Source organism: Microbacterium sp. NPDC057741, assembly GCF_042798735.1.
Classification (GTDB): Bacteria; Actinomycetota; Actinomycetes; order Actinomycetales; family Microbacteriaceae; genus Microbacterium.
In genome coordinates, this window is the sequence record NZ_JBHVJW010000002.1 from 146,233 (window position 1) to 159,052 (window position 12,820).

Consider the following 12,820-nt stretch of genomic DNA (forward strand, 5'->3'; position numbering starts at 1 on the left):
CAGAGCCGCCCACAGCGGATCTCCGTGCGTGCGGGGTCGGCGGCGACGCATCCTGAACGCATGACCGATGAGAAAGCAGTACCGCAGTTCGGGCCGGATGCCCGTCGCGCGCTGTACCACGAGCGCGTCCTGGTGCTCGACGGCGTGCTCGACGACGACAACGGCGCGCTGATGATGACCCAGCTCCTCGCGCTCGCCGCGGAGGATCCTGTGACAGACATCGCCCTGTGGATCCACTCGCCGGGCGGCTCGGTGCCGTCGATGCTCGCGATCCGCGACATCATGCGCACCATCCCCAACGACGTCTCGACCGTCGCCCTCGGGCTGGCCTGCAGCGCCGGGCAGTTCCTGCTGTCGGCGGGCACGAAGGGCAAGCGCAGGGCGCTGCCGCACGCCCGCATCCTGCTGCACCAGGGCTCGGCAGGCATCGGCGGATCGGCGGTCGAGATCGAGGTGCAGGCCGGCGATCTGCGGCACATGCGCGACACCGTGCTGGGCATCATCGCAGGCGACACAGGTCAGCCGGTGGAGAAGGTGTTCGAGGACTCGCTGCACGACCACTGGTACACCGTCGACGAGGCGCTCGACTACGGGTTCATCGACAGCGTCGTGGCATCCCTCGGCGACGTGTATCCGCGCAAGCGATCGCGGATCGGACTCGGAGCGGAGGTGGCGGCATGAGCGGCTACACGATCCCCAACGTGATCTCGCAGAACCCGCGCGGCGACCGGATCATGGACGTCTACTCGAACCTGCTCGCGGAGCGGATCGTCTACCTCGGCACCGAGATCGACGCGGGCGTCGCGAACACGATCATCGCGCAGCTGCTGCACCTGGACTCGGCCTCACCCGACACGGACGTGCAGTTCACGATCAACTGCGCAGGCGGCGACCCCAGTGCGGCACTGGCCATCTACGACACCATGCAGCACATCCGACCGCGGGTCTCGACGACCTGCGTCGGGCAGGCGATCGGCCCCGGCGCGATCCTGCTCGCCGCCGGAGCTCCCGGCATGCGGTCGGCGCTGCCGCACGCGCGGATGGTGCTGCACCAGCCCGCCGGGCAGAGCCGCGGCGCGGTGCCCGACCTGATCCTCGCCGCCGACGAGGTGGTGCGGGTGCGCAGCGAGATGGAGAACGTGCTCGCCCAGCACACCGGCCGCACGGTTGTGGAGTTGCGGGCAGACACGGACCGCGACCGCGTGCTCACCGCGGATGCCGCCGTCGAGTACGGCCTGATCGATCAGGTGCTCGGCCCGCGATAACGTCTGGCTGCCCGTTCCACCTGCAGGCAGGGATTCACGGATGTCGGCGCATCCGCGGCATCCGTGCCTGCAGGCGTTCTTCGTGCCTGCAGATGTGCCGGGCGTCAGGCCGCGAGGGCGTAGGCGCTCGGGGCCTGACGGGCCGGCGCTGCAGCCGGGGCGAGCCCCTCGGCCACGGCGCTCGTCAGGTCGAGCAGGCTGAGGTCGAGTGCGCCGGCCACGGCGGCCATCATCTCGCTGGACGGGTCTTTCATGCCGCGCTCGATCTCGGAGAGGTACTGCGGTGAGATGCCCGCGGCATCCGCCGTCTCGGTGAGAGTGTCGCCGCGCTCGTGCCGTCGTCGGCGCAGCTCCGCGCCTACGAGCTGCCGCCAGAGCGGCTCCGGTTCGCGCGGGGCGCGGGGCTGGGGGAACGGGACGATCTCGGCCATGCCTCACGGTACGACGAGGGTCGTCGCCTGCTCCAGACTTTCCGCTCTGAGCAGAAGCCCGCAACCCGGTTCCGGTCGCGATCCGGCACAGTGTTCGGGCCTGGGACTGTGCTCGATTGCGACGGGACGTGCCCACCGCGAGAGCGCCCGTATGCCCGGGCAACCCCATAGGGTCCGCGGCGTAGACTGATACGGATTCTCGGAGGACTGTCATGCCTGCCCCTACGCGCACGTTCGGAGTGCGTCACCTGCAGCTGTTCCGTGCCGCGCTCGCGGCCATCGCTGCGCTCATGGTGACCTTCTCCAACGACCACTCCGCACAGGTCGGGCTCTCGATCTTCTCGGGCTTCGCGATCGCCTCCGCGCTGGTGCTGGCATTGTCCGCCTGGCTGGTCTACCCCGAGGGCAGGCGCTGGTGGGTCCTCACCGTCGGCGCCTTCGACTTCATCGCCGGCATGGTCGCCGGCATCCCGTCGATCCGCACCGACGACACCTTCTTCGCCCTCGTCATCTCCTGGGCGCTGATCACCGGTGCCTTCGAGCTCGGAGCCGGTTTCCGGCTCAAGGGATATGACGGCGCCCGCGACCAGATCATCACCGGCGGACTGGGCATCCTGCTCGGCATCCTGCTGCTGATCATCCCCGCCGGGTTCCTGCAGAGCTACACCATCGCCGAAGCCGGAACGTTCCAGCTCACCGGCATCATCATCGGCGTCGGACTGTTCGGCGGCTACGCCGCCATCGTCGCGGTGCTGCTCGGCATCGCCGGGCTGACCCCGCGCCCCGCCGACGCCGAGACCCCGGCCTCCGTCACCGAGGCCGATCGTGGAGGAGTGTCATGACCGACCCCAAGCCGACCCGTCGCGAGATCCTGAAGCCGATGCAGCTGGTGGGTATCGCGCTCACCGCCGGCATCTTCGCCGGGATCGTCACGATGGTCTCCACCGGCGCGTTCACCGATCGCGTGAACCGCGCGATCGCGAAGGGCACCTACCAGGGGATGCCGCCGGTCGAGCTGGGCCTGGTCGTCGCCGGAGGCGCGTTCATCGTGACGCTGCTCGGCATCGCGCTTCTCATGCTCGCGGTCGACCCGGCCGATGTCGTCAAGCGCCACGACACCCCTGTGCTGTACGACCCCGAGACGCCGGACCAGCCGGCATCCGGTCCTCTCCTGAACGCCGACGGCACCGAGGCGGATCCCTCGAAGCCGGAAGCAGCGAAGCCGGACGCCCCTACGGCCTGACGCTTCTTGTGCTCCGGTCGCAACGGATGCGGGTGCTGCGGGGGAACACCCGCAGCGAGTGAGACCTGAGCAGGTGGGCGTCAGCCCTCCGGGAACCCCAGCTGCAACAGCCTGTCGTCACCGTCGCGAGGAGAGCCTCTTCCGTCGGTGTTGTTCGTCAGCACCCAGAAGGTGCCATCAGGGCCGGGGATGACGTCTCGTAGGCGTCCGAAGCTGCCGGTGTACATCGGCCAGCTGCCATCGGGCGAGGACGTCTGCACCACCCAGAGCCGTTCGCCACGCAGCCCTGCGATCAGCACCACGTCGCCTACCACGGCGATCCCGCTGGGGCTCGCCTCCTCGGGCTTCCACTGCACGACCGGGTCGACGAACCCTTTCGCACGCGCAATGCCCTCGTGCAGCGGCCAGCCGTAGTTGCCGCCCGCCTCGATGCGGTTCAGCTCGTCCCAGGTGTCCTGGCCGAACTCGCTCGCCCACATCGTGCCGTCGGAGTCCCAGGCGAGTCCCTGCACGTTGCGATGACCGAGGGAGTAGACGGCTGTGCCGAAGGGGTTGCCCGGCGCGGGATCGCCGTCGGGCGTGACCCGCAGGATCTTGCCGCCGAGGTAGTCCTGGTTCTGCGCCCGTTCGCGCTGCCCGGCGTCTCCTGTGCCGATGTACAGCATGCCGTCCGGGCCGAACGCGATGCGCCCGCCGTCATGGTTCCCCGCTTTCGGGATGCCGTCGATCACGGTCTCGGGTTCGCCGAGGGCCCGTGAACCGGGGTCACCGATGAGCGGCATCCGCACTACGCGGTTGTCGTCGGCGGTGGCGTGATAGGCGTACAGCATCCCGTCGTGCACGGCCAGCCCGTTCAGCCCGGCCTCCCCGCCGGAGACGACGTCGGGCACCGTGCCGACGACGCGCGTCGACCCCGACGGCGTCAGCTCAATGATCCTCCCGTCGTCGCGCTGCGAGATCAGTGCCCCGCCGTCGTCGAGGCGCACCACTGACCAGGGTGCCTCCAGGTCGGTGGCGAGTGTCTTCGTCGGGGTGGTCTCCGACGTCCCGGTGTCCGGCGGCCCGCTGATGGCCACGCACCCCGTGAGCACGAGCGTGCCGAGCACCAGCCCTGTGGCTGCGCAGCGGATGCCCCTCATGGCCGACCTCCCGGCATCCAGCATCTCGCATCCGTCGAGCCGGACGATGAAGAGGTATCCAGTCGTGACCTGGACAGGTGCGGGAATAGCCGCACCTGTCCAGGACTTGTCACCATGGTGACAGTCTCTTCGGACCGCGCCGCGGTCGGCCTCCGTTCCGAGCGAGGGCCAGTCCTCGGTGCCCTGATGCTGTCCACCGGACTCATCGCGATCGACGCGACGATCCTCGCCACCGCGGTGCCCAGCATCGTGCGCGATCTCGGCAGCTACCAGCAGTTCCCGTGGCTGTTCTCGGTCTATCTGCTCGCCCAGGCGGTGAGCGTGCCGATCTACTCGAGGTTCGCCGACACGATAGGCCGCAAGCCGATCATCATGATCGGCATCGGGTTGTTCCTGCTCGGTTCGGTGCTCTGCGGGTTCGCGTGGAGCATGACCGCGCTGATCGTGTTCCGCGTCGTGCAGGGCCTCGGCGCCGGAGCGGTCGCCCCGATGTCGATGACGATCGTCGGCGACATCTACACGGTGGCCGAGCGCGCGAAGGTGCAGGGCTACATCGCCAGCGTGTGGGCGGTGTCATCCGTGGTCGGCCCGGCGCTGGGTGGCCTGTTCGCCCAGCTGGATGCCTGGCGGTGGATCTTCTTCGTGAACATCCCGCTGTGCGCCTTCGCCGGATGGATGCTGCTGCGCCGCTACCACGAGCAGACCGAGAAGCGCCGGCACCGCATCGACTTCGCAGGGGCGATACTGCTGACGGTCGGCCTGACCGGCATCATCCTCGGGCTGCTCGAGGGCGGGAACGCGTGGGCGTGGTTCTCCGCCCCGAGCCTGCTGTGCTTCGGTCTCGGTGCCATCGCCTTGATCGCCTTCGCTCTCGTCGAGCGCCGCGCCGCCGAGCCGATCATCGACTTCGCACTGTTCTCGCGGCGGCTGATCCTCACGACCACCTTGGTCTCGCTCGGCATCGGCGCGCTGATGATCGGCGTGACGAGTTTCGCCCCGGCGTACCTGGAGGGGGCGATCGGCATCGCGCCGCTGCTGTCGGGACTGGCGGTCGCCGCCCTCACCCTCGGCTGGCCGATCGCCGCCGCGAACGTGGGGCGACTGTACCTGCGGATCGGATTCCGCCGAACGGCGGTGATCGGGCTGTCGATCGCCTCGGTCGCCGCGATCGCGCTCGCCTTCGTGGCGCGCTGGCCGAACCCGTTCTCGGTGGCCGCCATCGCATTCGTGCTCGGCTTCGGCCTCGGCTGGAGCGCGGCGCCCACGCTGATCGCCGCGCAGGCGTCGGTGGGCTGGGGAGAGCGCGGCGCCGTCACCGGCATGAACGCCTTCGCCCGCTCAGCGGGCAGCGCCGTCGGCGTCGCGGTCTTCGGCGCGATCTCGAACGCGGTCATCTCGCAGGGCGCGGGTCCCCAGGATCCCGCCACGATCGTCTCCGCGTCGACCGGTGTCTTCATCGCCGCGGCAGCCGTCGCAGTGCTGACCTTGATCGTGGCGGTGTTCATGCCGCGCGACGGAGCGATGACCGCCGACGGGGAGCCTGTCGCGGCCGATGCCGACGGGCCGCTGAGCTGACAGAGATCCTCGGCCCGCGCTGCCCTTCTCTGCCCGCTCGGCGGTTCGGTGCACCCCGAGCGCCCGGCGCTGCTGTCCCTTGCCCGCGTTGTGCAGATCTCAGTAGCGCACACCGGGAGGTGCAGCGTGAGCGGGATCATGCCGACATGCGCTGCAGTCCGTGGCGGATGCTGCCGATCGTGTCTCGCGCCGCGGCTCGCTGCGCGGCGCCACGCGATCCCGGCGCGGCGACGAGTCCGCGCTCTCAGACTCGCGAACTCGTCGCCGGACGCCGCCCCCCGCGGCATCCGGCGACGCCGATCAGGCGAGCCAGCCGAAGCGCTTCACCAACGCGGTGGAGCGCCACAGGCGGCCGAGGCCCAGGTGATCGCCGGACGGCGAGAACGCGAGCAGCAGTGCGGCCGCGACGGCGAAGAGGTGCTCGTCCAGGAACGGGTTGTTGGCCAGTGGGAACGCCGAGACCCACAGCAGAAGCATGAACGCCGCGGCACCGAGGCCCGCGATGCGCACGCCGACGCCGAGAAGAAGGGCGAGGCCGGCACCGACGGTTCCGAGCAGGAAGAGCGCGTCGACGATCGGATGGCCGGCGATCGGGTGCAGCGCGCTGAACGCGAAACCGGCGGGATCGAGGCCGAATTCCAGATATCCGCGGGTCGGTGAGAATCCGTTGATCACGGCCTTGCCCGGTTCGGTGCCGAGGCCGAGGCCGAAGACCTTGTCCAGCCCCGACCAGAGAAGCTGCCAGCCGAGTGCGATGCGGAGCGCGCCCAGCAGGATGCCAGGCACCTGGGCGCTGGAGCCTTCTGTGCGTGGCGATGCAAGCACCGCATCCGTGGGGGTGATGGTCACGTCCGTCATGTGTTCCTCCGGTTGGTTAGGGTTACCTAACCAACGTAGAGGCCGAGGTGGGCCTCCCCGGAATGTGACGAAAAGCGACGACGGTGGTCGTCAGAAGTGGCGCTCGTACTCCGCCAACTGCGCTGCGACACCGTCGAAGAAGTCGTCCACGGTCTTCGCGTCGTAGCCCGGGAGGAACGTGCGCGTGCGCGGGATCTCGCGGACGACGACGTCCTTCGCCCGCAACGATGCCTCCTCACCGCGCTCCCACGACTCCAGAGCCGCCTGGCACTCCTCGAGCAGCTCGTCGACCCCCTCGACCGCGTAGACCGGGGCGTTCGCTGTGGCGAACAGAGTGTGCGGCAGCTGCACCGCGGCGACATCCGAACTGCGCACGGCCTTCATCGGTTACCGTTCTTGCCGTACCTGCGCTGGATGTCATCGAGCATTCCGCGCAGTTGTGCCTCTTCGCGCTGCTCCTGCTCCACCTGCAGTTGGTTCTTCGGCTCGGAGACCCGCAACTGCACGACCGCGCGATCGAGCATGTCGTCGACGGCATCCGCGTCGTAGCCGAGGCCGAGCAGGGGGACGCGCGTGAACTCCTTGTGCACGATGTCGTCCGAGTGCAGGCCGGCCGGCCTGCGGCGCTCCACGTTCGACAGCGCAGCGGACACCTCCTCGATGAAGGCGTTCACCTCGTCGATGGCGTATCGGGCGCCCACCCGCCGCTGCGGCAGCTGTGCCCCCGCCACGTCGGCGGCGGTCAGGGCGTTCACTTCGCGAGCTGCTCGGCGAGCCCCGTGTAGGTCGCCGGGGTCAGCGCCAGCAGGCGCTGCTTGGCAGCATCCCCGATCTCGAGTGCCTCGACGAACGCCGCCAGATCGGATGCCCCGACGCGGTGCCCGCGGGTGAGCTCCTTGAGCAGCGCGTACGGGTCGGCGATGGTGGAGCGTCCTGCGACGACCTCGGCGCGGATCACGGTCTGGATCGCCTCGGCCAGCACCTCCCAGTTGCCGTCGAGGTCGGCCAGCAGCACGTCGCGCGAGAGCGAGACCTCGTTCAGGCCGCGGCGCAGGTTGTCCAGCGCGAGCAGCGAGTGCCCGAGCGCGACGCCGATGTTGCGCTGCGTGGTCGAGTCGGTCAGGTCGCGCTGCATCCGGCTGGTGACGAGCGTCTGCGAGAGCGAGCCGAGCAGCGCGGCAGAGAGCTCGAGGTTCGCTTCGGCGTTCTCGAACCGGATCGGGTTGATCTTGTGCGGCATGGTCGACGAGCCGGTCGCGCCCGCGACCGGGATCTGCGCGAAGTAGCCCATCGAGATGTAGGTCCACATGTCGGTGGCGAGGTTGTGCAGGATGCCGCCGGCGTGACGGATGCGGTCGTACAGCTCGACCTGCCAGTCGTGCGACTCGATCTGGGTGGTCAGCACGTTGAAGCCGATGCCCATGCCCTCGATGTACTCGCGGGCGACGGTCGGCCAGTCGACGTCCGGCTCGGCCGAGAGGTGCGCCGACCAGGTGCCGGTCGCGCCGGAGAACTTCGCCAGGTAGTCGGATGCCGCGATCTGGGCGCGCACGCGCTCCAGGCGCCACGCGAAGACGGCGAGCTCCTTGCCCATGGTCGACGGCGTGGCCGGCTGACCGTGGGTGTGCGACAGCATCGGAGCATCCGCGTGCTCGACGGCCAGCCCGCGCAACTTGGCGATCACGGAGTCGAGGGCCGGCAGCCAGACCTCTTCGACCGCGCGCTTGACGGTGAGCGCGTACGAGGCGGAGTTGACGTCCTCGCTGGTGCACGCGAAGTGCGTGAGCTCGGCGATCGTGTCCAGGCCCAGCGTCGACAGACGGTCGCGCACGAGGTACTCGACCGCCTTGACGTCGTGGCGGGTGACGGCCTCCTTGGCGGCGAGCCAGTCGATCTCCTCCTGGCCGAAGTCCAGGTAGAGCGCGCGCAGCTGCTCCTTCTGCGCATCGGCCAGCGGCGAGGTGCCGAAGATCGAGCGATCGGTGAGGGCGATGATCCACTCCACCTCGACCTCGACGCGGGCGCGGTTCAGGCCCGCCTCGGACAGGTAGTCGGCGAGGCCGGTCGTGGCGGCGCGGTACCGTCCGTCGAGCGGGCTGAGCGGCTGGGCGGGAAGCTGCGTGGACAGGGGAGTACCTCCGGTTTTCAGGCCCGCGCGCGCGGAAGTCGCAGCGCCGGTTCGAGCTGTCGGAACAGGCCGCGGGTCGCGATCTCAATCATATCCAGCACTGAATCGAACATCTCGGGTCCGGCGTAGTACGGATCGGGCACGTCCATGCTGGACGCGTGCGGGTCGAAGGAGCGCAGCAGCGTGACCTTGCCCTCGTCGTCATCGGTGCTCGCCCACTCGCGCAGGATGCGCTCGTGCGTGCGGTCGAGCGCGATCACGAGGTCGTTCTCGCGCCAGGATGCCGCGGAGAACTGCTTCGCGCGGTGCAGCGACCCGTCGTAGCCGTAGCGCCCCAGCGCGTCCAGGGTGCGCGCGTCGGCGCGCTCACCGAGGTGCCAGTCGCCGGTGCCCGCGCTGCGGGACACCAGGCGGGAGCTCAGACCGTGCTCCTCGGCGAGGGCGCGCAGGACGACCTCGGCCATCGGCGAGCGGCAGATGTTGCCCGTGCACACGAAGATGACGCGGAAGGGCTCCGGGTCGGTCATCGTCCCATTCTGCTCTCCGCACGCGTCGACCCGCATCCCACAGGCACAGTTCATCCCCAGTTCTGCACAGGTTCGCGCGGATCACGGATCCCGCGAAGGAGCGGATGCCGGGACCCGAGCATCCTGGTGCGCATGATCACCTTCGCCGCACTGGACGCACCTTACGCAAGAGACCTCTGGGCCCGCGCGGTGGCCTCGACTGCGCTCGACGAGGCATCCGACGCACTCTCCGACGCCGGCATCGCCCTTGACGCGCTCATCGACGCCACGCACTGGCAGGTCAAGGCGGGAGAGCAGCTCAACGGCAGGCTCGTCGCGCTGCTCTCCCGTGTGCGCAGCGCGGGCCGAGTCGTCGTCCAGCAGCGACAGATGCTCGACCGGGTGCAGCCGTGGTGAGCGCGGCGAAGGGGGATCCACCCGGTGATGACACCGTCGAGATCCGTTCGGGTGGAGCCATCGAGGTGGACTCCGACGCGATGCGCGACGCGGCACGGCAGATGCGCGTGGTGGTGGCGATGGTCGAGCGGGCATCCGACGGTGTGGGGCGCGCCAGGCACGCGATCGGCGGCTCGACCCTGCCCGCACGGGCCGACTTCGGCGGACTGGATGCCGTCGGCGGGGAGCTCGACGATGCCTCCGAACTGCTGCGCCGCAGCGCGGAGGGCACCGGGTTGATGGCCGACGCATTCGAATACGCCGATCTGCAGGCGCGACAGCGGGCGCTGCAGATCAATTTCCCCGATCGCGCCGATGCACTGCAGGAGCGGATCGACGCGCTCGCCGCATCCGATCCACGGGTGGCGACGATGGCCGCCTATCTGCTGGCACAGTGGCAGGACGATCGCTACGACGGCACCGCAATGCCGTTGGAGGTGGCACTGCTCGGCGATCACGCGCCACTGGGGCTCCTGGCGGAGTCGCTCCTCATGCCTCTCGGGACGATCGCCGGCGGGTTGCGGCTGGCCTTCCCCTTCCTGCAGCGCAAGCTCATCGGCACAGCGAACGACCTCGGCCGCGGAGTCATGGTGCCGGGTGAGCGATTGCTGCCGAAGGCCGACCCGCCGAACGTGACCGTCAAGCAGGTTCCTGTCACCGCGGCGACGGCGGCGCCCACCACGGTGCAAGCCGCACTCCAACGCGTGCCGGCGGATTCCAAGGCGCAGGTGCGCATCGAGAGGTACGCGTTGCGCGACGGGTCGCGCCGGTTCCGGCTGTACGTCGACGGCACTCAGGCCGCCCTCGGCGACGACCCGTGGAACATGCAGTCCAACCTCGACATGTACCTGACGCGCACGCAGGGGGCGTCCGATGTCGCCGTGCACGAGGCGATGCGGCAGGCCGGCGTGCAACCGGGCGACACCCTCGATCTCGTGACCTACTCGCAGGGCGGATTCACGGGGGCGGACATCGCGATGAGCGGCGAGTACGACGTGCGCACCTTCGTGTCGGCAGGCGGTCCGGTCGAACCGACACTCGACGACAGCACCCAGATCGTGCAGCTGCGGCACGGCGACGACCCCGTCGGCAACGGGCTGAGCGGCAACGGCTCGGCGGGGACCACGGGTTCTGACGACAGCTTCATCGCCCGCCGGGATGCCGGGGGGAGGGATGCCTCGGCCCCGAGCCTCGATGACTTGCGCATCATCGAACCGCACCTGTTCGAGCGGTACCTCGACACCGCGGGCATGGTCGACGATTCCCGTGACCCGAAGGTGGCCGCGCTCTACGAGAACTGGCGCGCGTACGAGGATGCGACCGATGTGGAGACGTTCCTGTTCCGCGCCGAGATCGTCGACGAGGAATGACTCAGCGGTGTGCGGAGTCCTTGTGCTGCGGGCGGAGGATGATCGAGAAGATCCAGTTGATCAGCGAGATCACGATCGCCGCGACGATGCCCCACCAGAACGAGTTCACCTCGAGGCCCCAGCCGAAGAAATGCGTGATCCAGGCGGTCAGCCACAGCAGGAAGCCGTTGATGACCAGGCCGATCAGGCCGAGCGTGAGGATGTAGAGCGGGAACGCGATGATCTTGATCACCGTGCCGATGATCGTGTTCACAAGTGCGAAGATCAGCGCGATGCCGAGCAGGGTGATGATCATCTGCAGGTCGCGGCCCGGCGGGAATGGCCGCACGCTGACCTCGAGCACCGGCATGAGGGTGACGACCCAGATGGCGAAGGCGTTGACGACGACGCGGACGAGGAATCGCATGCACCGAGTCTGACACTCGAACCGTCGCAGCGCATCAGCGACGCGTGTTGCTCCAAGAGTCGGCGGCGCCGGGCACCTCTGGCGGACGTGGAAGACTCGATCCATGGCCTACGACTTCGAGACGGTTATCGACCGCACCGGCACCGGTGCCGCCAAGTGGGAGGAGATGCGCGAGGCGAACCCCGACATCCCGGCGGGCATCTCGCCGTTCTCGGTCGCCGACCTCGATCTGCCGATGGCCCCCGAGATCACCGAGGGCCTGCTCGAGCACCTGCGCACCGCCGTGCTCGGTTACACGATCGCCACCGACGACTACTGGGATGCGGTCACCGGCTGGTTCCAGCGCCGTCACGGATGGACCGTCGACCGTGAGCACATCTCGCTCGCGCCGGGCATCGTGCCCGCGTTCTTCACTGCCATCCGCGCGTTCACCGAACAGGGCGACGGCGTGATCGTGCAGACCCCGGCGTACTACCCCTTCTACCGCGGCATCCGCTCCAACGGACGCGAGGTGACCGGCAACCCGCTGGTGCTGCGCGACGGACGCTGGCGCCTCGACCTCGAAGACCTCGAGGCGAAGGCGAAGGACCCGCGCAACAAGGTGCTGCTGTTCTGCAGCCCGCACAACCCCACCGGCCGGGTCTGGGAGCGCGACGAGCTCGAGGCCGTCGCCCGCATCGCACTAGAGAACGACCTCATCGTGATCAGCGACGAGATCCACTTCGACCTCGTGCTGCCCGGCAGCACGCACACCGTGTTCTCCGAGCTCAGCCCCGAGATCGCCGCCCGCACGGTCGTGTGCACCGCGCCGAGCAAGACCTTCAACCTGGCCGGCATGCAGACCAGCAACATCGTCATCAGCGACCCTGCGCTGCGCGAGGCGTACAACGACGAGCGCACCCGCACCGGCTTCTTCACGCTGAACGCACTCGGCTTCGAGGCCTGCCGCCTCGCCTACACCGAGGCCGAGGCGTGGCTGGAGCAGCTCATCGAGCTGGTGGCCTCGAACCATGCGCTGGTGCGCACGTTCCTCGCCGAGCGGATGCCGGAGGTCGTGGTGTTCGACCTCGAAGGCACATACCTGCAGTGGATGGACTTCCGCGCCTACGGGCACGACGCCGACGAGCTCAAGCGCATCAATGAGCAGGAGGCGCTGGTGTTCTTCGACGAGGGCGCCGTGTTCGGTCCCGAGGGCGAGGGCTTCGAGCGGATGAACCTCGCCGCCCCGTCACACGCGATCACCGCAGCCCTGGAGCGCCTCGCGACGGCCTACGGCCGCTGACGGCAACTGTCCCAGAGACTGCGACGGTTGCCCGAGAGGGTCGAGCGCGCCCCGTGCCCGACTTCGGACCGGCCCGGCGACTCGCCGGCATCCGCGCGCATGCTGCGGCGAGTCGTACATGGCATCCGAAGTCGGGTACGACGAGTTGTCGCAATAAGTGC

The 12,820-nt window shown here is 69.0% G+C and carries 16 protein-coding genes; 8 read left to right on the plus strand and 8 right to left on the minus strand.

Annotated elements, in window-relative coordinates; all coding sequences use genetic code 11:
• Positions 1-60 precede the first annotated feature (60 nt).
• Entirely contained in the window at positions 61-681 is a 621-nt protein-coding gene (locus ACFVDO_RS07690; protein WP_378855199.1) for a ClpP family protease, read from the plus strand.
• Positions 678-1,265, plus strand: coding sequence for a ClpP family protease (locus ACFVDO_RS07695; protein WP_378855197.1), 588 nt, complete (start codon positions 678-680; stop codon positions 1,263-1,265). Before ACFVDO_RS07690 ends, ACFVDO_RS07695 begins: the two co-directional genes overlap by 4 nt.
• Before the next feature lie 104 nt (positions 1,266-1,369).
• Here ACFVDO_RS07695 and ACFVDO_RS07700 read toward each other — a convergent pair whose 3' ends face one another.
• Positions 1,370-1,696 carry a helix-turn-helix domain-containing protein gene (locus ACFVDO_RS07700; RefSeq protein ID WP_378855195.1) on the minus strand — a complete coding sequence of 109 codons (327 nt, stop codon included), beginning with the start codon at positions 1,694-1,696 and terminating at the stop codon, positions 1,370-1,372.
• Positions 1,697-1,908: 212 nt separating this feature from the next.
• On the opposite strand from ACFVDO_RS07700, the gene ACFVDO_RS07705 reads away from it, so the two are divergent.
• Both ACFVDO_RS07705 and ACFVDO_RS07710 read left to right on the plus strand, forming a co-directional pair.
• Positions 1,909-2,538, plus strand: a complete 630-nt coding sequence (locus ACFVDO_RS07705; protein WP_378855193.1) for an acyl-CoA synthetase — start codon at positions 1,909-1,911, stop codon at positions 2,536-2,538.
• Positions 2,535-2,939, plus strand: coding sequence for a hypothetical protein (locus ACFVDO_RS07710; protein ID WP_378855191.1), 405 nt, complete (start codon positions 2,535-2,537; stop codon positions 2,937-2,939). The genes ACFVDO_RS07705 and ACFVDO_RS07710 overlap by 4 nt, the downstream gene beginning before the upstream one ends.
• Positions 2,940-3,019: 80 nt before the next feature.
• Here the strand turns inward: ACFVDO_RS07710 and ACFVDO_RS07715 are convergent, their stop codons facing one another.
• Complete coding sequence (locus ACFVDO_RS07715) at positions 3,020-4,078, minus strand: PQQ-dependent sugar dehydrogenase (RefSeq protein ID WP_378855189.1); 1,059 nt, start codon at positions 4,076-4,078, stop codon at positions 3,020-3,022.
• Between the two features lie 114 nt (positions 4,079-4,192).
• On the opposite strand from ACFVDO_RS07715, the gene ACFVDO_RS07720 reads away from it, so the two are divergent.
• Entirely contained in the window at positions 4,193-5,653 is a 1,461-nt protein-coding gene (locus ACFVDO_RS07720) for an MFS transporter (protein WP_378855187.1), read from the plus strand.
• Positions 5,654-5,953: 300 nt separating this feature from the next.
• Here the strand turns inward: ACFVDO_RS07720 and ACFVDO_RS07725 are convergent, their stop codons facing one another.
• The 5 genes from ACFVDO_RS07725 to ACFVDO_RS07745 form a co-directional block, all read right to left on the minus strand.
• A complete protein-coding gene (locus ACFVDO_RS07725; RefSeq protein ID WP_378855185.1) occupies positions 5,954-6,511 on the minus strand; it encodes a DoxX family membrane protein in 558 nt (185 codons plus the stop codon).
• Between the two features lie 90 nt (positions 6,512-6,601).
• Positions 6,602-6,895 (minus strand): hypothetical protein, encoded by a 294-nt coding sequence (locus ACFVDO_RS07730; RefSeq protein ID WP_378855183.1) that lies wholly within the window; start codon positions 6,893-6,895, stop codon positions 6,602-6,604.
• Positions 6,892-7,266 carry a DivIVA domain-containing protein gene (locus ACFVDO_RS07735; protein WP_378855181.1) on the minus strand — a complete coding sequence of 125 codons (375 nt, stop codon included), beginning with the start codon at positions 7,264-7,266 and terminating at the stop codon, positions 6,892-6,894. Before ACFVDO_RS07735 ends, ACFVDO_RS07730 begins: the two co-directional genes overlap by 4 nt.
• Positions 7,263-8,639, minus strand: a complete 1,377-nt coding sequence (gene purB / locus ACFVDO_RS07740; RefSeq protein ID WP_378855410.1) for an adenylosuccinate lyase — start codon at positions 8,637-8,639, stop codon at positions 7,263-7,265. Before purB ends, ACFVDO_RS07735 begins: the two co-directional genes overlap by 4 nt.
• Positions 8,640-8,656: 17 nt before the next feature.
• A complete protein-coding gene (locus ACFVDO_RS07745) occupies positions 8,657-9,166 on the minus strand; it encodes a low molecular weight protein-tyrosine-phosphatase (RefSeq protein WP_378855179.1) in 510 nt (169 codons plus the stop codon).
• A 132-nt stretch (positions 9,167-9,298) separates the two neighbouring features.
• Here ACFVDO_RS07745 and ACFVDO_RS07750 point away from each other — a divergent pair, with 132 nt between their 5' ends.
• A complete protein-coding gene (locus ACFVDO_RS07750; protein ID WP_378855177.1) occupies positions 9,299-9,562 on the plus strand; it encodes a hypothetical protein in 264 nt (87 codons plus the stop codon).
• Positions 9,559-10,971 carry a hypothetical protein gene (locus ACFVDO_RS07755; RefSeq protein WP_378855175.1) on the plus strand — a complete coding sequence of 471 codons (1,413 nt, stop codon included), beginning with the start codon at positions 9,559-9,561 and terminating at the stop codon, positions 10,969-10,971. The genes ACFVDO_RS07750 and ACFVDO_RS07755 overlap by 4 nt, the downstream gene beginning before the upstream one ends.
• Position 10,972: 1 nt before the next feature.
• Here ACFVDO_RS07755 and ACFVDO_RS07760 read toward each other — a convergent pair whose 3' ends face one another.
• Positions 10,973-11,377 (minus strand): phage holin family protein, encoded by a 405-nt coding sequence (locus tag ACFVDO_RS07760; protein WP_378855173.1) that lies wholly within the window; start codon positions 11,375-11,377, stop codon positions 10,973-10,975.
• Positions 11,378-11,480: 103 nt separating this feature from the next.
• Between ACFVDO_RS07760 and ACFVDO_RS07765 the strand changes: the two genes are divergently transcribed.
• Entirely contained in the window at positions 11,481-12,659 is a 1,179-nt protein-coding gene (locus ACFVDO_RS07765; protein WP_378855171.1) for a MalY/PatB family protein, read from the plus strand.
• Positions 12,660-12,820 lie beyond the last annotated feature (161 nt).